17 protein-coding genes, 1 pseudogene and 2 riboswitches are annotated in these 19,106 nt (G+C 65.6%); of the genes and pseudogenes, 6 read left to right on the plus strand and 12 right to left on the minus strand.

The window, feature by feature from the left end; translation table 11 throughout:
• The 11 genes from NFV80_RS09220 to NFV80_RS09270 all read right to left on the minus strand — a co-directional run.
• Positions 1 to 967: CHAT domain-containing protein (locus tag NFV80_RS09220; RefSeq protein ID WP_296758467.1), on the minus strand; the 967-nt coding region annotated here is incomplete at its 3' end.
• A gap of 256 nt (positions 968 to 1,223) precedes the next feature.
• The gene (locus tag NFV80_RS09225; RefSeq protein ID WP_296758469.1) at positions 1,224 to 2,021 is read right to left on the minus strand and encodes a hypothetical protein; all 798 of its coding nucleotides are present in this window, start codon (positions 2,019 to 2,021) and stop codon (positions 1,224 to 1,226) included.
• A 108-nt stretch (positions 2,022 to 2,129) separates the two neighbouring features.
• On the minus strand, positions 2,130 to 5,021 hold the full coding sequence (gcvP, locus tag NFV80_RS09230) for an aminomethyl-transferring glycine dehydrogenase (protein WP_296758471.1): 2,892 nt from the start codon (positions 5,019 to 5,021) through the stop codon (positions 2,130 to 2,132).
• Between the two features lie 23 nt (positions 5,022 to 5,044).
• Positions 5,045 to 5,428 (minus strand): glycine cleavage system protein GcvH, encoded by a 384-nt coding sequence (gcvH, locus tag NFV80_RS09235; protein ID WP_295327746.1) that lies wholly within the window; start codon positions 5,426 to 5,428, stop codon positions 5,045 to 5,047.
• Positions 5,429 to 5,475: 47 nt separating this feature from the next.
• Positions 5,476 to 6,564 carry a glycine cleavage system aminomethyltransferase GcvT gene (gene gcvT / locus NFV80_RS09240; protein ID WP_295327748.1) on the minus strand — a complete coding sequence of 363 codons (1,089 nt, stop codon included), beginning with the start codon at positions 6,562 to 6,564 and terminating at the stop codon, positions 5,476 to 5,478.
• A 77-nt stretch (positions 6,565 to 6,641) separates the two neighbouring features.
• Positions 6,642 to 6,740, minus strand: a riboswitch (glycine riboswitch).
• 3 nt (positions 6,741 to 6,743) lie between these two features.
• A riboswitch (glycine riboswitch) is annotated at positions 6,744 to 6,830 on the minus strand.
• Positions 6,831 to 6,934: 104 nt separating this feature from the next.
• Positions 6,935 to 8,005: a PA0069 family radical SAM protein gene (locus NFV80_RS09245; protein WP_366143426.1), complete on the minus strand. Its 1,071-nt coding sequence runs from the start codon at positions 8,003 to 8,005 to the stop codon at positions 6,935 to 6,937.
• Between the two features lie 145 nt (positions 8,006 to 8,150).
• Positions 8,151 to 8,420 carry a metal-sensing transcriptional repressor gene (locus tag NFV80_RS09250; protein WP_295327750.1) on the minus strand — a complete coding sequence of 90 codons (270 nt, stop codon included), beginning with the start codon at positions 8,418 to 8,420 and terminating at the stop codon, positions 8,151 to 8,153.
• A 115-nt stretch (positions 8,421 to 8,535) separates the two neighbouring features.
• The gene (locus NFV80_RS09255; RefSeq protein ID WP_295327752.1) at positions 8,536 to 9,663 is read right to left on the minus strand and encodes a transporter substrate-binding domain-containing protein; all 1,128 of its coding nucleotides are present in this window, start codon (positions 9,661 to 9,663) and stop codon (positions 8,536 to 8,538) included.
• Between the two features lie 291 nt (positions 9,664 to 9,954).
• Positions 9,955 to 10,473, minus strand: coding sequence for an FUSC family protein (locus NFV80_RS09260; protein ID WP_295327755.1), 519 nt, complete (start codon positions 10,471 to 10,473; stop codon positions 9,955 to 9,957).
• 16 nt (positions 10,474 to 10,489) lie between these two features.
• Complete coding sequence (locus NFV80_RS09265) at positions 10,490 to 11,002, minus strand: hypothetical protein (RefSeq protein ID WP_295327756.1); 513 nt, start codon at positions 11,000 to 11,002, stop codon at positions 10,490 to 10,492.
• A gap of 42 nt (positions 11,003 to 11,044) precedes the next feature.
• Positions 11,045 to 11,974, minus strand: coding sequence for a hypothetical protein (locus NFV80_RS09270; protein ID WP_295327758.1), 930 nt, complete (start codon positions 11,972 to 11,974; stop codon positions 11,045 to 11,047).
• A gap of 137 nt (positions 11,975 to 12,111) precedes the next feature.
• Between NFV80_RS09270 and NFV80_RS09275 the strand changes: the two genes are divergently transcribed.
• Both NFV80_RS09275 and NFV80_RS09280 read left to right on the plus strand, forming a co-directional pair.
• Complete coding sequence (locus NFV80_RS09275) at positions 12,112 to 13,455, plus strand: cbb3-type cytochrome c oxidase subunit I (protein WP_296758475.1); 1,344 nt, start codon at positions 12,112 to 12,114, stop codon at positions 13,453 to 13,455.
• Entirely contained in the window at positions 13,452 to 14,027 is a 576-nt protein-coding gene (locus tag NFV80_RS09280) for a TlpA disulfide reductase family protein (protein ID WP_296758477.1), read from the plus strand. Before NFV80_RS09275 ends, NFV80_RS09280 begins: the two co-directional genes overlap by 4 nt.
• Before the next feature lie 88 nt (positions 14,028 to 14,115).
• Here NFV80_RS09280 and NFV80_RS09285 read toward each other — a convergent pair whose 3' ends face one another.
• Positions 14,116 to 14,823: a PEP-CTERM sorting domain-containing protein gene (locus NFV80_RS09285; protein WP_295327764.1), complete on the minus strand. Its 708-nt coding sequence runs from the start codon at positions 14,821 to 14,823 to the stop codon at positions 14,116 to 14,118.
• Between the two features lie 340 nt (positions 14,824 to 15,163).
• On the opposite strand from NFV80_RS09285, the gene NFV80_RS09290 reads away from it, so the two are divergent.
• From NFV80_RS09290 to NFV80_RS09305, 4 genes and pseudogenes are all read left to right on the plus strand, one after another.
• The gene (locus tag NFV80_RS09290; RefSeq protein WP_296758479.1) at positions 15,164 to 16,063 is read left to right on the plus strand and encodes a DMT family transporter; all 900 of its coding nucleotides are present in this window, start codon (positions 15,164 to 15,166) and stop codon (positions 16,061 to 16,063) included.
• A 98-nt stretch (positions 16,064 to 16,161) separates the two neighbouring features.
• Positions 16,162 to 17,175, plus strand: a complete 1,014-nt coding sequence (locus NFV80_RS09295; RefSeq protein ID WP_295327766.1) for an NAD(P)-dependent alcohol dehydrogenase — start codon at positions 16,162 to 16,164, stop codon at positions 17,173 to 17,175.
• Positions 17,176 to 17,376: 201 nt separating this feature from the next.
• Positions 17,377 to 18,222, plus strand: a complete 846-nt coding sequence (locus NFV80_RS09300; RefSeq protein ID WP_295327768.1) for a DUF3313 domain-containing protein — start codon at positions 17,377 to 17,379, stop codon at positions 18,220 to 18,222.
• Between the two features lie 151 nt (positions 18,223 to 18,373).
• A pseudogene (locus NFV80_RS09305) lies at positions 18,374 to 19,106 on the plus strand (lipid-transfer protein); the annotation flags it as partial.

A 19,106-nucleotide genomic window follows, 5' to 3' on the forward strand; every position in this document is an offset into this window, starting at 1 on the left:
CGGTCGAGGAACTGGTCCTGCCCGGCCTCGCTGCGCAGGCGGCGTTTGTTCCCCCCCCCGTCGCCAGCAACAGGGGGTGTCCACCGTGTTTGCCCAGGTAGACCCGCGCCATGTGCCAGTGCTGGCCCCGCGCCGGTGCCTCCTGATGCTCGGCGAACAATTTCTGCCGTGCCAGTGCCGCCGCGGCGACCATGTCGCGCCGGCCGGTCACGGCCCGATAGAACGCTTCGGCAAAGCGGGTGGCGTCCTGGTCGTTCACCGAACCGTCCCAACCGAGCACCTGGTCGATGCCGCTGCGGATCAGCTCGCTCACCAAGGACGTACGGTGGCCCGAGTCGGTCGAGGTCCAGGCGGCGGTCCCGCAGGCCGACAGAACGACCAGCCGCACGACCTTGCCGCCGTCGGCGTCGGCGGCGGCGAGGGTGCGGGCGAGTTCGCCGGCAGAAACCTCGTGTTGCTCGCCACGTGCATCCTCGAACAGGAGAACCGGCTCGCCGTTCGCCGCTTCGGCACCGTGGCAGGTGAGGTGAACGATCTCGGGCAAGGCGTCTTCGCCGGCTCCCAGACGCAGCGCCAGCCCGTCGAGCGAACCGCTTTCCTCGACGGTCAGGTGCAACTGCTGCAGGCGGGCGGTGGCCTCCAGAATGCTCGCCTCCTCGGCTTCGAAGTCGAGCGCCTTCTGCCCGGCTGGCGCCGCCGCCAGGAACAGCAGGCAGAGGTCGCGGTATTGCGGCTTGCGCGCTGCAGCTGGCGGCCCGATGCGGCGGGCGACTTCAAAGGGCTGGGTGACGTCCGCCGCCAGGTGAGCCGGCTCGGCACCGGCATCGGCCAGCAATTCCCACGGCGCGTCGTGCAGCAGCCGGCCCAGCCGGTGGCTGGCGTCGGGTGCCTGCAGGATCAGGCGGTGGGCACCGTTCTCGCTCAGCCACGCGCGCAGCCAGCCCGAGCCATCGAGCCAGCGCGCCATCTCGCGGCCGATGGCGAGCAGTTCGCTGTCGTCGTCTCTGGCGGCAGCCTGGTCGTAGCGTTGGCACCACTGCTGCAGCTATGCCTGTGCCGCATCGGCAGCGGCCGTCCACTCGGCAGCGGCGCCGCCGCCATCAATACGGGCACGCAATCCGTCGCCGCTGGCGGTGATCGTCGCCTGCATGGTTGCTGACCTCCCCTGGTTCTGATGTTGCCGCGACCCCCCCCGTGACGGTCGTCCGGCGGCGGCCCCTCGCTCAGCCGAGCTTCAGTGCTGCGATCGCCTGGCGCCGCTGTTCCCCCAGCATTTCGCGGATCTGGGCGCGCACGTCGGCATAGCTGGCCGGGTTGAACGTCATGCGTTGCGCAGCGCTCCAGATCTGCAGCGCTTTGGTCGCGCGCTTGAAGAACAGGATTTTGGACGTCTGGTCCTGCGACTGGAAATGGAACGCGCCCATCGCCAGACTGACGGCACCGTTGGCAGCCTGCTGTGCCGCACCCATCTGGAAGTTGCCGGCGCCCTCGCGCGCGCTCATCTGTGAGAAGAGGCTGATGGTGTGGTCGGTCGAGGCCAGCGATTCGAGCGCCGAGACCGCCTCCTTCAGGATCGCGAGCTGGTTCTGCGTGGCGATCGCCATGATCACCGCCAGCGCCGCCTGATCCATGCGCAGCTCGCCTTCGCTCTGCTGGTCGGCGACGAAGGCGAATTGCTCGGTCACCCAGCCGACCTGATTCAGTACCTCGAGGTATTTTTCGTACCAGACCTGCACCTCGGCGAAACGGTCGTGGGCGCCGCTGGCGGCACGCTGCGCGAGCTGCAGCGAATCGAGCACGTCATCCTTGCTCTGCGCGTCAAGCCCATCGACGAAGCTGACCAGGCTGCCGACGTTGACCGCGGCGCGCACCTCGGCGATCGGCGTCGCGGCCGGCGCTGGCGCGGTGTCCGCGCTGCCCGCGCCCGATCGCAGCAGGCGTTCGGCGGGAGCAGGTGCCTTGTCGTGCACAGCGACAGGAGCGAGTTGCAGCCGGGAGAGATAGGCATTTACCGACATCATCGAGACCTCCGTAACGTCAATTCGGGCCGTGCCGGCGGGCCGGCGGCGGGTGGGCGGGTAGCGTCTGCCATTGTGCGCGCAATTGGCAAAGGGTGCTTGCCAGGGGAACTACGACGCGTTCTCCTCGACCGGCGGACAGGCGCAGAACAGGTGGCGGTCGCCATAGACGTCGTCGATCCGGTTGACGCTCGGCCAGAACTTGTTTTCGGCGACGTAGGGGAGCGGAAAGACGGCTTCCTGGCGCGTGTAGGGTCGCTTCCACTGTTCGTCGACAAGGTCGGCCTGGGTGTGCGGGGCGTGCTTCAGCGGATTGTCGTCGGCTGGCCAGTGGCCGAGCTCGATCTGGCGGATTTCCTCGCGGATGCCGATCATCGCCGCGATGAAGCGGTCGAGTTCCGCTTGCGATTCGGACTCGGTCGGTTCGACCATCATCGTTCCGGCGACCGGGAAGCTGACCGTCGGCGCGTGGAAGCCGTAGTCCATCAGGCGCTTGGCGATGTCGATCTCGGAGATGCCGGTGACTGCCTTGAGCGGCCGGATGTCGAGGATGCACTCGTGCGCGACGCGGCCATTGCGGCCCGTGTACAGCACCGGGTAATGCGGCCGCAGCCGACTGGCGACGTAGTTGGCGTTGAGGATGGCGACCTCGGTGGCGCGGGTGAGGCCGCTGCCGCCCATCATCGCAATGTACATCCAGGCGATCGGGAGGATCGACGCCGATCCCCAGGGGGCTGCGGAGACGGCGCTCTGGCCGACGTGCGGGCCACTGACCGGCTGCACGCAGTGGTTCGGCAGGAACGGCGCCAGGTGCGCCCTGACGCCGATCGGCCCCATCCCGGGTCCGCCGCCGCCGTGCGGGATGCAGAAGGTCTTGTGCAGATTCATGTGGCTGACGTCGGCGCCGATCAGCGCCGGCGAGGTCAGGCCGACCTGCGCGTTGAGGTTGGCGCCGTCCATGTACACCTGGCCGCCGTGCCGGTGGACGATGGCGCAGATTTCCTGCACCGCTTCCTCGAAGACGCCGTGGGTCGACGGGTAGGTGATCATCAGGCAGGCGAGGTTGGCGGCATGTTGCTCGGCCTTGCCGGCGAGGTCGGCGACGTCGATGTTGCCCGCATCGTCGCAGTCGACGACGACGACGCGCATGCCGCACATCTGTGCGGTGGCGGGATTGGTGCCGTGCGCCGATTTCGGGATCAGGCAGACCTTGCGCTGCGCCTCGCCGCGACTGGCGTGATAGCGCGCGATCGCCACCAGGCCGGCGTATTCGCCCTGCGCTCCCGAGTTCGGCTGCATGCAGATGGCGTCGAAACCGGTGATCGCGCGCAGCCAGGTCTCGAGTTCGGCGATCATCTGCAGATAGCCCTGTGCCTGATCGAGCGGCGCGAACGGGTGGATGTCGGTGAATTCCGGCCAGGTGATCGGGATCATCTCGCTGGTCGCATTGAGCTTCATGGTGCACGATCCGAGCGAGATCATCGAGTGGTCGAGCGCCAGATCGCGATTCTGCAGCTTCCTCAGGTAGCGCAGCATCGCGTGCTCGGTGTGGTGGCTGTGGAAGACGGGATGAGCGAGGACGGCGTCCGCGCGCAAGAGTTCCGTCGGCAGCGTCGGGTCGGCCAGTTGCAGCCGCTGGTCGAGCGCGTCGAGGTCGATTTCGCGGTCGGCGATCAGCTTGCACAGACGGGCGATGTCGGCGCGCGAAGTCCTTTCGTTCACCGCGATGCCGAGCATGTCGGTTCCGACCTGGCGCAGGTTGTAGCCGGCATCGAGGGCGGCGGCGTAGGTCGCCGGCGCGCGGCTGCCCAGGTCGATGCGCAGGGTGTCGAAGAAATGCCGGGTGACGACCTCGATTCCGGCTTGCCGCAAACCTTCGGCGAGCAGCGCGGCGAGGCGGTGAATGCGGCTGGCGATCGTGCGCAGACCGTGCGGCCCGTGGTAGACGGCGTACATGCCGGCCAGGTTGGCGAGCAGAACCTGCGCGGTGCAGATGTTCGAATTGGCTTTCTCGCGACGGATGTGCTGTTCGCGGGTCTGCAGCGCCATGCGCAAGGCGCGCTTGCCGCGGCCATCCACCGAGACGCCGATGATGCGGCCGGCGACGGCACGCTTGTGCTCGTCGCGGGTGGCGAAGAAGGCGGCGTGCGGGCCACCGAAACCGAGCGGCACGCCGAAGCGCTGCGCCGATCCGAGCGCGATGTCGGCGCCCATTGCGCCGGGCGAGCGAAGCAGCACCAGCGCCATCAGGTCGGCGGCGACGGCGACGACACCGCCGCGCGAGCGGACGGCAGCGATCGGAGCGCCGAGGTCGGTGATTTCGCCGTGGTCGTTCGGATACTGAAAGAGGGCGCCGAAGACCTCCTGCTGCGCGGCGTCGGCCGGCGCGCCGAAGACGAGTTCGAAGCCGAAGTAGGCGGCACGCGTGCGCAGTACGTCGATCGTCTGCGGAAAGCACATGGCATCGACGAAGAAGCGGTTCGACTTCGCCTTGCTGATCCGCCGCGCCATGCTCATCGCCTCCGCGGCTGCGCTGGCTTCGTCGAGCAGCGAGGCGTTGGCGAGTTCGAGCCCGGTCAGGTCGATCACCATCTGCTGGTAGTTGAGCAGCGCTTCCAGGCGGCCCTGCGCGATCTCCGCCTGGTATGGCGTGTAGGCGGTGTACCAGCCCGGATTTTCGAGCACGTTGCGCAGGATCACCGGCGGCGTCAGCGTGTCCGCATACCCCATCCCGATGAGCGAATGGCGAATTCGATTGCCGCTCGCCAGAGCGCGCAAGGCGGCCAGTGCTTCGCTTTCCGGGCGGGGGCCGGGAAGCGCCAGCGGCGCCTTGCGGCGAATCGTCGCCGGCACCGTCTGCTCGACGAGTTGCTCGAGGCTGTCGGCGCCGATTGCTGCCAGCATCGCGGTGATTTCGCCGGCAGCGGGTCCGATGTGGCGGCCGACGAAGGCATCGCGCTGCTCGAGCGCCGAGAGGGGCGGGGAGGGGATAGAGGCGTCCATGCTCGCTTCCGGTAAAGGTTGGCCTAGGCGGCTTCGACGATCCGCTCGTAGGCAGCGGCGTCGAGCAGTGCGTCCAGTTCGCTGGCAGCGACCGGTCGCATCCGGAACAGCCAGACGCCGTAGGCATCCTGATTGATCAGTTCGGGTGCGTCGACCGCAGCCTGATTGACTTCGATGACGGTGCCCGCCAGCGGCGCATAGACGTCAGCGGCAGCCTTGACCGATTCGACGACGGCGGCCTCCTGTTCGGCTGCGAATTCGCTGCCGACTTCCGGCAGTTCGACGAAGACCAGATCGCCGAGCAACTCCTGCGCATGGTCGGTGATCCCGATCGTGACCGTGCCGTCGGCGTCGGCGCGGATCCATTCGTGACTCTTGGTGTATCTGAGGTCGGCGGGGATGTTCATTTCCTCTCCTGATGGGTGGGTTAAGGTCTTGCAGCGGTCGCTGAAGTTCAGACGAGAATCTTGCCGTGCCGCACGAAACAGGGATTGACCACCCTGGCGGCGAGGAGCCTGTCGCGGATCGCCACTTCGACGGTGTCGCCGATCGCCACGGCGAGCGGCAGGCGGGCGAGAGCGATCGATTGCTGCATCGTCGGGGAAAAGGTGCCGCTGGTGATTTTCCCGTCGCCGTGTTCGCTGCGTACCTGCTGGTGGGCGCGCAACACGCCGCGATCGAGCAGCACGAGACCGAGAAACTGTCGCTGCTGCGGCCTGGCGAGAAGCGCTGCCTTGCCGACGAAATCGCGTTCGGCCAGCAGATCGATGGTCCACGCCAGGCCCGCGTCGAGCGGCGAAATGGTCTCGTCCATGTCCTGGCCGTACAGGTTCATCCCCGCCTCCAGGCGCAGGGTGTCGCGGGCTCCGAGGCCGCAGGGCCGCACCCCGGCCGTCGCCAGGGCGTTCCACAGACCCTCGGCCTGTTCGGCGGGCAGGGTGATTTCGTATCCGTCCTCCCCGGTGTAGCCGGTGCTGGCGATGAAACGGTCACCGACGACCGTCGAGAAGAAGGGTTTCAGCGCGGCGCAGGCGGCGCGGCATTCCGGCAGCACCTGCCAGACCTTCGCGCGGGCGTGCGGACCCTGGACGGCGATCATCGCCAGCGCAGAGTGCCCCTCGCGGCGCGGCGTGATGCCGGTGGCCAGCCGCCAGTCGGCGAGACAGCTCTGCATCCACGCCAAATCCTTTTCTGCGGTAGCGGCGTTGATCACGACCCGGTAGCGGTGGTCGTCGAGGTAATAGACGATCAGGTCGTCGATCACCCCGCCGTCGGGGTTGAGCATGGCGCTGTAGAGTGCCTTGCCGGGGATTCGCAGACGGTCGATGTTGTTGGCGATCAGGCGCCGCAGAAAGGCGCCGGCGTCGGCACCAACGACATCGACTGCGCACATGTGCGAGACGTCGAACATGCCCGCGTCGCGACGCACGGCGTGGTGCTCCTCGATCTGCGAACCGTAATGCAGGGGCATTTCCCAGCCGCCAAAATCGACCATTCTGGCGCCGTATCGGCGGTGATTCTCATTGAGGACTGTCTTTTTCATCGCGGCATTTCCTGAGGGCAGTTCATTGCGGTGGCTTCCAGAAACAAGAAAGGGGCGAACTCGACTCGAGTTCACCCCCCTGTCCATGTACCTGAGAGATTGTCCGGCCGCAATCGTGCATCGCAGCCTGCCCCATCGGTGGGCGCTTCGCCAGAGGCATGCGCCGCTCTCCAGAGTTCAAATCACGAACGGTCCATTTGCCTGAGCGTTTCCGGGTGGATTGCGCCTTCGGCGGCGGTCGTGCCGCACTCTCCCATTCGCGCTGCCACTATAGCGCGACGAACGTCTCCTTCGCAAGGCAATCGTCGTTCCTCGTGATCGTCGTTTCTGGCCATGCTCCGTGCGCACCGGAACGCTGCGGGCGTGCCGCTCAGAACAGCTCCATTTGCCGATGCGGCGGCCGGAAGAGGTCGCAGCGCAGTTCCGTCCTTACCTCGTCGAAGCCAAGCTTGCGACAGGCGAGCGCGAAGCGTCTGGCGAGCAGTTCTGCCAGGGGGCCGCTACCGGTCATGCGGCTGACGAAGCGCGGATCATTGTCGCGGCCACCGCGCATCTCGCGAATCGCGTTCAGCACCCGCTCGCGCCTGAGCGGGTGGTGCTCGCCCAACCACGCCGCAAACAGCGCGCGCACTTCATGCGGCAGGCGCAGGACGATGAACGCGGCCGTCGTCGCGCCGGCGTGGCGTGCCGCGGCAAGCACCGCTTCGAGCTCGCGGTCGTTGAGGAAGGGAATCAGCGGTGCCACCAGCACGCCGGTCGGTACGCCGGCGGCCGTCAGTCGGCGAATGGTTTCGATCCGCCGCGCCGGTGCCGAGGCGCGTGGTTCGAGTCGGCGGGCGAGCTGGGGGTCGAGTTGCGGTACCGAAATGAAGACGCGAGCGAGCCCTTGCGCGGCCGCGGGTGCGATCAGGTCGAGATCCCGTTCGACCAGTGCCCCCTTGGTGGTGATGGTGAATGGGTGCCGGCAATCGGTGAGCACCGCGAGCACGGCGCGCGTGATGCGTAGCTGTCGCTCGGCCGGTTGATAGGGATCGGTGTTTGCCCCGAGAGCGATCGGTGAGCAACGGTAAGCGCGGGCTGCGAGTTCTTCGCGCAGCAGTTCGGCCGCGTTCGTCTTGGCGAAAATCCGGGTCTCGAAATCGAGACCCGGAGAAAGATTCAGGTACGCGAGGCTGGGACGTGCATAGCAGTAAACACAGCCGTGCTCGCAGCCCTGGTAGGGATTGACGGATTGATCGAAGGGAACATCAGGCGAATCGTTGCGCGCAATGATCGATCGCGCCGCCTGCTCGACGACGATCGTCGGCAATTGCCGTGACTCCGCATCCGGCTCGCCCCAGCCGTCGTCGGCCGCTTCCGTGCTGCGCGTCGCGAAACGGCCGTCGGGGTTGCAGGTCGCACCACGGCCGCGGCGCGGACCGGATTCCCGGATCAGGGTCACGCGGTGCCCTCGCGGCAAGGCGCGCGAGCGATCGCGACAGGCGCGGCGGGCTCGAGCGTCTTCGCCCGGCCGCAGAGCCTGGACGGATTCGGTCGCGATCCCTTCGCCGACTTCGCGTCTTGCCTGCGCCAAAGCGACGCCGCGCTCACAGGTACTTGGCGAGTTCCTTGAACTCGCGAATCGTTTCGTCGGCACTGCGCGAACCATCACGCACGGCGTGTTCGAGACAGTGGTCGATATGGTCACGTACCAGAGTCTTCTTGGCGCTGGCCAGGGCGCGCTCGACCGCCTGCAGTTGCTGGGCGACTTCCAGGCAGGTGCGGCCAGTCTCCAGCATGGTTACGACAGTCCGCAGGTGGCCTTCGGCGCGCTTCAGGCGCTTGATGATCTCCGGGTGAGAAGCGTGTACGCTCATCGCACTCTCCCCTTCAATTTCCCCGATTCGTCGCCGACGGCAGCAACGACGGGGGCCGACTGCCGCCGCCGCAGCGGCCTTGCCGGTCGCTGCCGGCCGCGGATCTGCGTGGACGCTACTTCGTTTCTGCAAACCACTTTTGGTAAATCTCCTCGTAGGTGCCATTCGCGTACAGCGTCAGCAGGGTCTCGTTGATCTGCTTGCGAAGCCTGCTGCCGGCCGCGACGGCAATGCCGTATTTCTGTAGCCGGAAGAGCGGGCCGACGACCTGGAGCCGGCCATGGCCGCAACGGCTCACCCAGTAGTGCAGCGTCGGGGCGTCGAAGACGATCGCCTGTACCTGGCCTTTGAGGAGCATTTCGCATCCGTGCTGGGCGCTGGTCAATTCGACATACGGCAGGCGAAGCTGATCCAGGTAGTCGGCAACCGTGGTTCCTGCCTTGGTGGCAATCGTCTTGCCAGGCAGATCGCCAGGCCCGCGAATGTTCGAATGCAGTTGGTGTACCGTTTGCAGGGAAGTCACCGTCGCCGTGAATTGGGCAACGAGCACAACTCCTAGCAACCACATGCAGGCCACGGTCAAGCGCTTGAGGACACCGGGGGCGTCGCGATCACCGTGTTCTCCGGTGGCGATGATCAGGGTGACGCCCCAGAGACCTTCCAGAACGCCTCTCAGGTAACCCTGCTGGAAGCGCGGGTTGTTTTGGCGCTCAATCAGCCAGAGGATGTTCGCGAGCACGAAGAGGATGGCGATCGCCGCGCCGACGAAATGCCGCACGGCCGGCGACACGATCGATTGCAGGGTGGCCAGGAAGGCTTCTTCCTCCTGCGTGCGGACCATGATCTGCAAACCGGAGTCGAAGAATGGATGCGAAAAGTCGACGATCTTGTCGCGCTCGGGAGTCATCGTGATTGCGGCAATGGCCACGTCGGCATCGCCACGTTCCACCGCTGCCAGCAGTTCGTTGGCGTTCGTGAACTCGATCCAGGAAAAATCGACCGCGAGCTCTTTCGCGAGAGCCTCCCACAGGTCGATGCTGAATCCGCTCAATTGTCCATCCTGTTTGAGGACGAACGGGGCAATCGGCGAGGTCGCCACGCGCAGCGCTGGCCGCGTTTGCGCGGGAGCCGCGGCGCCGACGATCGGTGTCAACACCCCGGCAGCAGTCGTGACGACCAGAATGCCGGCCCATCCGAGAGGCCTCGCCATCGAGGCGACAACAGCAAACCAGCTTCCGATCATCACTTTCCCTCTCGGCGAGCCGAATTCGGGGAACGCACGCCGGGCACATGGCGCGTCCCGAATCCTGGCCAACGCGGGCATCCCAAGAAGTCAGCGAACCGGTTGGCGACCGATTCCCGGTGGCCCGCAAATGCTCTCTTCGCGCATGCTCCCACGCACGAGGCGAGCTTGTTCCCGAACGTACGCTATTCGACGCACGATGCCACGATAACGGCAGGACGGGTCTGCCGGACTCGCCGGGACTGCTGTGGTGCACGACGCAGCGGCAGGAACGGCAGGCGGCCCGCGGGCTCATTTCCCGGCGGTGCTGCCGGATTCCGGCAGTGGCCAGACTCTCGACAGGAGCCACGCCACGGCAATGCCCACCACGCAACCGAACAGCACTTCGGCAACGCGGTGCAGGCCTGCTTCGAATCCGGACAACTTGTCGTGATGCGCCAAGCCGCCGGCGATCACGATCGCCGCAGTAATGGGAGCCTGCCGCCACATGGTCGGCATCCTGACCACGTAGGACGAGAGCAGCACCGTCGCCGCCATCGCGAACGGGAGCTTCCATGCGGTGCGGCCAAGAGCGAGGAAAACGACGCCCGTCGCGCAACCCAGCAGGGTGTTGATGATGCGGCCACGAAAGCTCAGTAGCGCCTGCTTCATCATCGGGTCGCTGGTGGCGACCATCGAGCTGATCGCCCAGATCGGGTTCTCGTCGGCGACTTCCTCGACCAGAATCCAGAGCACGGTCGTCGCGATGAAGATGTTTGCGGCGTAATGGATGCCGCGCGCATCCTCCCGGAAGCGGTCGAAGATGCTCACGCTACCCTCCGCAGGATCAAGTCGACTGCTCCGTGTCCTCGTCCTGATGCGATCGCCCCTTCGCCTGACGTGCCTTGCGGCGTTCCCGGATGCGCCTGAGTTCCTGGCTCTGAAAGTCCTGCGCCAGGGTGAACAAGACTCCCGTCGACCAGGCAAAAGTCATCAATCCGGCGATCGGCAGCAGGCCTTCGAGCAGGCGCCAACGCAGCGGCAGTTGGAAGCCACTGCCGACGGCCGTGTATTGCATCAGGGAGAAGAAGTAAGCGGTACTGGCGTCGGGCATTGCCTCCTGCCAGACGAAAAAGGCCGCCCAGGCCGTAACCTCGACGAGATGGACGAGGACGATCATCCAACTCGCGAGGATCAATACACCAAAACGCCGGGCGAAGGAACGAGTCTCGTCGCTGGAATGACCGAGTAGCCCACATGCGTCCAGCGTCAGAATCATGCCGCAACCGTGTATCACCATGGTGATCGCGACGAGCGTGCCTCCCCACAGGATTTCCTCGAGCGAGGTTACATAGCCCATCGGGACCTGTTGCGCTGCTCATGATCCTCTGGCTTCGCGACGCTACTCGTGTGCCTGCGGCGGATTGCCCTTCAAACGGTAGACCATCCCGGTCTTTGTCACGCCCAGATAGATCCAGTCCGCGCCGATCTGCTGCAGGCGAATGAAGAACTTCGCGCAACGCTCCCGCGCCTTGTCGTGCACCTGCGCGCGGTTCTGGAACTTCGCCTGGAACGCAAACTCGCCGACCAGCGGCAAGTGCTCGCCACGCGTGCGCCACAGCGCAACGTTGGTATTCGCCGTGACCCCTTTACCAAAGTCCAGGAAGCCCAGGTCCTGCAGCACTTCCTCGACGATCGTCTGGTTGACGAGTTCGACGTGCTCGCCTTCGTTCTGCTGCAACCCCTGCAATGCCGGGAAAATGTCCGACAGGAAGGTCATCGCCTTGCGGTCTCCTTCGTCCTGTACATGGCTCAGGGGAAACTGCACGTTGTGCGAAAACAGGAGCCGATAGCCGCCGACTGCGTCCTTCAGCGGTAGCGCCTCCGCCTTGAACTTGATCCGGTAGTCTCCCGGAATGTTCGGCCGCACATCGACTTCGGCCGCCCGCTGCTGGTCGGGATGGCGAAACTTGAAAACGATTTCCGGTTCCCCGACCGGGAAACCATCCTCGAACTGAACACGCCGCCGCAGGATGAAGGCGTTGTTGTAGAGCCGGAAGTCCGCGGTGTCCATGAACTGCACTTCCCGGATCGCCGGCTTGCTTCCCTTGGCGGACGAGTCGTCGAAGCCCACTCCGCACTCCTTGGCGGCCTGGGCGACCAGCTTGCCATACTTCTTGAAGCCCTTCGGTGAGGTGAATTCGTCCGTTTTCAGGATCAGCTTGCATTGCAGATACTGGATGTCGTGCAGTGGAGTTCCATCGTTGTACTGGCCGGGCGCGAGGTCGGCAACGCGAGTCGTTCGCGGGTCCGCCATCTTGAGTTTTGTCATCTGCTCCTCCTCGTGTTGTGCCTCGTTTTTGTCGGAGCTCGAATCATATCTCGCGTCAGCTCGACGGCGCAAATGCCCGATCTCGGCTTATACTCGCTCGATTATTCTCGTGTGGGGCAGCAGTGGAACGACAATTGATGGGCGACGCATCGGCGGCGGTTGGGGTACCGGTGATCGTTGCGGGAACCCCGACCCGCCTGGCGCGCGCCTGGCTGTGGCTGGGAGTGATGGCGCTGATCGGCTCGGGTGTGCTGGCGGTGCTGCTGGTGTTGTCGCGTACGCCCGGCATTCAGGATGTCTTCCCGCTGAAGGACCTGTTCCGGGCGGCGCTGGTGGTGCATGTCGATCTCTCGGTGGCGGTGTGGTTCATGGCCTTTGCTGCGGTGATCTGGTCGGCGGTCGGCAATGCCGGTCTGGCGTGGCTGGGCTGGAGTGGTTTCGGCCTGGCGGCGCTGGGAACCGCGGTGATGGGGGTTTCCCCGTTTTTTCCCGATGCCGAACCGCTGCTCAACAACTACATCCCGGTACTTCAGCAGCCGCTGTTCTTCGCGTCGATCTGGATTTTCGGGGCAGGCCTCGGCCTCACCGTTCTGCGCGCACTGCTTACCACCTGGCCGCGACTCGCCGAGCCCCTGCGCCTCGGTGCCTTCCTTGGTGCGGTCGCGGCCTTTCTGTCGCTCGCCGCTTTCCTTGCTTCCTGGTGGCAGGTGCCCCGGATCGAGGGCATGATTTATTACGAAGTGCTGTTCTGGGGTGGCGGGCACGCGCTGCAGTTCCAGCACGCGCTGTTGATGGTCGTCGCGTGGCTATGGATCGCGGCGCAGTTGGGTCGTCCGGCGCCTACCTCGGCACGCGCGGTGTCGGTGCTGTTCGTGATCGGCGCGCTGCCGCTGCTGGCCGTACCGGCGATCTATCTGCTGGTTCCGGCTGGTTCGTTGCCGCATATGGAACTGTTCGCCAAGCTGATGCTCTGGGGACATCCCTACATGGGTCCGCTGATTCTGCTCGCTACCCTGTCGCTCTGGGGTTCGCGCACGCTGGGGCCGGATCCCGCCAGGTCGGCCTTCGTCGCCTCGTTTGTCCTGTTTGCGCTGGGCGGCGTGCTGGGTTACCTGATCGAGGGAGTGAACGTCGTCATTCCCGCCCACTACCACGGGTCCACTGTCGGCGTCACGCTCGCCTTCATGGGCCTTGCCTACGTGCTGCTGCCGGCGCTCGGCTTCGGCCGGCCCGAGGGTCGGATGGCGATCTGGCAACCCTACGTCTATGGCGCTGGGCAGCTGATCCACGTGCTCGGGCTGGCGTGGTCGGGCGGCTATGGCGTGCAGCGCAAGGTGGCCGGCGCGGACCAGATGCTGACCACGCTGCCGCAGAAGATCGGCATGGGAATGATGGGGATTGGCGGCCTGATCGCGGTGGTCGGCGGTTTGCTGTTCGTCGTCGTCTGCCTGCGGGCGATGGCGCGGCGGGCCGCGCAATGAAACGGCAATACGCGCTTGCCGCGGCGGTCGTTGCGGGAATGGCGACGCTGGCCAGCATCGGCTGGCTGGGCTATCGACTGCTCGAACGGAACCGTTTGCCGGGCGGCATTCCGCCTGGCCTGATCTCGTCGCAACAGGTGCAGCCGGACCAGACGCAGGCAGATGCCGTCCTGCGGCTGACGCTGCCCGATCTCGACGGGCGTCCGCAGGCGCTCGCGCAGTGGCGCGGCAAGGTGCTGGTGGTCAACTACTGGGCCAGCTGGTGCGCGCCGTGCGTCGAGGAAATGCCGGCTTTTTCGCGCCTGCAGCAGCAGTATGCGACGAAGGGAGTCCAGTTCATCGGCATCGGTGTCGATGAAGTGGAGAACCTGCGAAAGTTCGTCAGGACCACACCGGTGGCCTACCCGCTACTGGTCGGCGATGCCGCCGGCACGCAGGCGCCGGACCTGCAGATCAAGGGACTGCCCTACACGCTGGTGATCGACCGCGACGGCCGGATCGCGGGTGGTCGGCTGGGCCGCTTCGACGAACCGACGCTCGATCCCATCCTTCGCCGGCTCGTCGCGCAGTGAGCGCTGCGCCGCTGCGGCGCGTTTTGTGCTCCTGGCGTCGATCCCGAACGTTCCCGTCTCGCCGGCGAACGCTCGCCGGCGGTGTGCATCACGCGGCGCGTCTGCGTCTGGCGAAGCACAGGCCGCCAAGGCCCATCGCCAACAGCGCTGCCGATTCCGGCTCCGGAACGCTGAGTTCGGTGACGTTGAAGGCCACGTTGTCGAACTCGAAGGCGTAGCTGCTGCTTCTTGCCACGACCTTGTTGAAGGCAGTCGTCGAGTCGATGTTCACATAATAGGTGCCGCTCGCTCCCTGGTTTCCGTTGGCGACGGCGGCAACTTGACTGCCAGTGATGGTTCCTAAGGACACGTCGTTCGCGTCGAAGAATTCCAGCGTGTTATAGGTGTCGACCGAACCCCAGAGCAGACCGAAATACTTCTCGGCGCCGGGCAGCCGCATGATCACCGTACCGATGCCGGTGCTGAGGTAGGGCGTGGCGTCGAGACCGTCGGCGTTGCCGAACTGGGCGCCATTATGATTCGAGAGATAGGGCGCCGCATATTGGCCAGCCAGGCTTCCCTGGACCGTCCGGCCGGTACCGGTGAAGGATACCGCGATCCCCGCGCTGCTTCCGCCTGCGCTTCCCAGCGGGAGATCATCGAAATTGACGTAGCTGGCGGCTCCACTCGGTACGCCACCGACCACAGAATTGATCGTGAGGCCAGCGTGCGCCAAGGGGCTCAAGCAGCCGAGTCCAAGCACCAGGACGCCGACCGGGGCCAGCGGAAAGAAGGTCCGAACGTTGATCGTTGGCATTTTGCCGTATCCTTGATAATGATTGTCGGAAGGTCGTTGGAGCATTTTTTTGCCAGCCAAAGGCGGCTGGACAAGCAGTTCGTTCTGCCCGGTTGAAAACCGCACGTCGGTGGTCAATCGGGGCGACGGCAGAATCATAGGTCGCAAGCGGCCTTGGCCAGTGCGCAAGTTTTCACGGTCCGGGTCTTTTTCTCCGGTCCGCAGGAATGGCCGCTTCCGTGAAAGGAGTCCTCATCGGCAAGCCGGAAGGGCAGGGCGATCGCGCCCCTGCCAAACAGGCGATCGCTGCTGCCGCGTGATCATGGGCAGCACTCGCCTTGCCTCGCTTCTCCGCTTCGTCCTGCCCTGGAAGGACTGGTCGGCGGAACGCCTGGGCGTCGTCCTGGCGGTGCTGGCGGCACTCGGTTTTTCATTCAAGGCGATCTTGGTGAAGCTGGCGTACGCGACAGCGCCGGTCGATGCGGTGACGCTGCTCTCGCTGCGCATGGTGTTTGCGCTGCCGGCATTCCTCTGGGTCGGCTTCGTCGCAAGCCGGGCGGCGCCCGCGCTGACGCGCGCCGACTGGGCGATGATCGTGCTGCTCGGACTGCTCGGCTATTACGGCGCCAGCATCCTCGATTTCCTCGGCCTGCAGTACATCTCGGCCGGACTCGAACGCCTGATCCTGTTCACCTATCCGACGCTGACGCTGCTGATCGGCGTTCTGTTCCTGGGCAAGCGTCTCAGCCGGCGCGAGGTCGCGGCGCTCCTGCTGTCCTACGCCGGCATTGGCCTGGCTTTTGCGCACGACCTGCGGCTGGCCGGCGAGTTGAACAGTGTGCTGATCGGCGCCGCTTTCGTCTTCGGGTCGTCTCTCTGCTACGCCTGCTATCTGGCGGGCAGCGGCCCGGCGATCACGCGGCTCGGCGCGGCCCGGTTTACTGCGCTGGCGATGCTGGTGTCGACACTGGCGACGCAGATCCACTTCCTGGCCCGACAACCGCTGTCCGCCCTGCTGCAGCCGCTGCCGATCTATGGCTATGGCGTGGCGATGGCGATTTTTTCGACCGTGTTGCCGGTGTTCCTGCAATCGGCGGCGATCCGCCGCATCGGCTCGGGCAAGTCGGCGCTGATCGGCACCCTCGGTCCGATGCTGACGATCTTTTTCGGCTGGTGGCTGCTCGGCGAACCGATGTCGATGGCGCAATTGGGCGGTGCCGCGCTGGTGCTGACGGGGGTCTGGCTGGTCGGCCGAAAGTAATCGGTCCCGTTTGTACGGCGTGTACAATACCCACGCGAGCGGCTGCGGGATTGTCCCCGGGTCGTTGTCGCGAAGCCAAATGGGCGCGAGGGGGTCTCATGAAAGTATTCCAGGTGGAAGGCGAATGGAACCGCGAGCACCTGCGTATGTCCAGTCGTCCCGATCCACAGCCAGGCGCAGGCGAGGTGCGGGTGGCGATGCGCGCGGCTGCCCTCAATTACCGCGATCTTCTCGTGCCGCAGCGCGGCTACGGTTCGCGGATGCAGGCGTTGCCGCTGATCATGCTCTCCGATGGTGTCGGCATCGTCGATGCGGTCGGCCCCGGGGTGCGCACGATTGCCCTCGGAGATCGCGTCTGCCCGCTGTTTTTCCAGTCCTGGCCGGGTGGCCCGGCAAACGCCGAGCGCCTGAGTCGGAGCCTGGGCTGCGAGACCGACGGAACGATGGCGGACTATCGGGTTTTTCCCGAGAGCGGTGTCGCGCGGGTCCCCGAGCATCTCGACGACTTTCAGGCAGCGACCTTGCCGACTGCGGCAGTGACGGCGTGGCGGGCGCTGCTTGGCGAAGGAAGCGTTTGTCCGGGGGACACGGTGCTGGTGCAGGGCACTGGCGGCGTATCGCTGTTCGCCTTGCAGTTTGCCAAGCTCGCCGGCTGTCAGGTGATCGTCACGTCGTCGAGTGACGCCAAGCTTGCGCGCGCCCGCGCGCTCGGCGCGGACGCCACGATCAATTACCGGACGCTTGCCGAGTGGGGTCGCCGCGCACGAGAAATCGCCGGCGGCGAGGGCGTGGATCACATTATCGAAGTCGGCGGCGAAAACACCCTTGGCCAGTCGTTGCGTGCGATTCGACCGGGCGGGACGATCAGCCTGATTGGCGTGCTTTCCGGCGGACGCATGGATGCACCCCTCGGCCTCGTCGTCACGCGCCATGTGCGTCTGCAGGGCGTTACCGTGGGCAGCCGCGACGACTTCCTGGCGATGAGCGCGGCCATTGCTCGGCATGGTATGCGGCCGGTGGTCGATCGGGTGTTTCCCTTCGACGCCCTGCACGAAGCGCTCGACTACCTTGCCAGTGGCAGTCATTTCGGCAAGGTCTGCGTGCGCATCTGAGTGTCCGGAATGCCGTCCTGGCGGCCTCCGCCAGGACGGCATTCCGGATCCGTGGACGGCGCATCCGAACGGACGGCAGGCAGCAGGGGACTTGCCGCGCGCAGGTCGACGGGTGGCCAGGCGAAACCGAACCGCAGCGCCCACGGACAGGCACGGCCTTCCTGACGCGGTACAATAGACCCTTGGACCAATGGAGATGCAATGATGACTGCGACGAAGAAAGAGACCTTTACCGACGAGTGCACGCGGGTGTCCGGCGCATGCCGACAAGTACCAAAGCGCGCGGCTACCCGGCTCGCCGCCAGTGCTGCGCTGCTCCTGCTCGCCGGCTGTGCCGACCTGATTGGTCCGTCGTCAAACGTCACCGTCAGCGATCCGCTGCGAATCACGCGCAGCGGTTTCCTTTCGGACTATAACCGGCTGGCCCCCGCTCCGGGTGCTGACGGTGCGATGTGCTGGCGGCAGCCCAACCTCGACATGAAGCGCTACAGCAAGGTGATGATCACGCGCATCGTGGTCAGCCTCAAGACCGATCAGCAGGAGGCGGTCGATCCGTCCGACCTCAAGGCGCTGGTCGATTACTTCCACAACGCGCTGGTCAAGTCTTTGAAGCCGCAGATGCAGGTGGTCGATCAGGCCGGGCCCGGCGTGATCGTGCTGCGCATCGCGCTGACCAATCTGGTGCCGACACAGGTCAGCCGGAGCCTGGCCGGCACGGCGATTCCCTACGGCTTCGTCGCCGAGGCGGCTTCCGGTCCTGCGTCCGGGCGGCCCGCCGGTTCGACGCCGTATCTCGGCGAGACCGGTGTCGAAATCCAGTTTCTCGACGGTGCCAGCAACGTCGTTCTCGGCGAGTGTGCAGATGCGCAGATCGGCCGCAAGTACGCGGCTGACGTCGATGCCGGTGCAGCCGGGGCTACCGACACCTGGGTCAAGGGCTACATGAGTTCGTTCCAGAGCTGGTCCTACGCGCGCGACGCGTTCGACAAGTGGTCGATGCAGATCGCCAACCGCCTGGCGGTCCTGCGGGGGACGGCGCCGCAGTAAGCGGGCGGCCATCGCCGATCGACCGGAGTCGCTGCCGCGCGCTCGGCGGGGAGCAGTTTGCGGGCGGCGTTCCCGCGAATCATTCTCGCTCGGCAATTGCCCTGACGACTTGGCCGGCCACGCAAGGCAACCGGATCAGGAGTACGAAGTGATGGATGGCAAGGCGTTTGTCGCCGGGGTCGGGACGCTGCCGTTCGGCAAGCCCGGGGCGACCGAGAGCTACGACCTGATGGCCGCGGCAGCAACCAGAAAAGCTCTGCACGATGCAGGGTTGCCCTACGAGGCGGTGCAGCAGGCGGTCGTCGGCTACGTGTACGGCGACTCCACCTCGGGACAGCGCGCGCTGTACGGTGTCGGCATGACCGGTATTCCGATCGTCAATGTGAACAACAACTGCTCGACCGGATCGACGGCTCTTTTCCTGGCGCGCCAACTGGTCGAGTCTGGCGCGCTCGATTGCGTGCTGGCGCTGGGCTTTGAACAGATGCGCCCGGGGGCGCTGACCGAGCACTGGAGTGACCGACCTTCGCCCTTTTCCCGTTTCGACGAGCTGTGCGCCGACATCGCTCCCTACCCGGTTCCGCTGGCGCTGCGCTACTTCGGCGGTGCCGGCAAGGAGTACATGGAGCGTCACGGCGTCACGCCGCATCTTTTCGCCCGGGTGCGGGCAAAGGCCAGCCGGCATGCCGCGCACAATCCGACGGCGCTGCTGCGTCAGGTGGTGAGCGAGGAAGAGGTATTGGCGTCACCATTGATCTTCGCCGAGGCGGGGATGACGAGGCTGATGGCCTGTCCGCCGACCTGTGGCGCGGCAGCGGCGATTCTCGTTTCGCAGCGCTTTGCCGAGCAGAGGAATCTTGACCGCCGCGTTTTCATCGCCGCGC

Source organism: Accumulibacter sp. (assembly GCF_023806565.1).
Classification (GTDB): Bacteria; Pseudomonadota; Gammaproteobacteria; order Burkholderiales; family Rhodocyclaceae; genus Accumulibacter.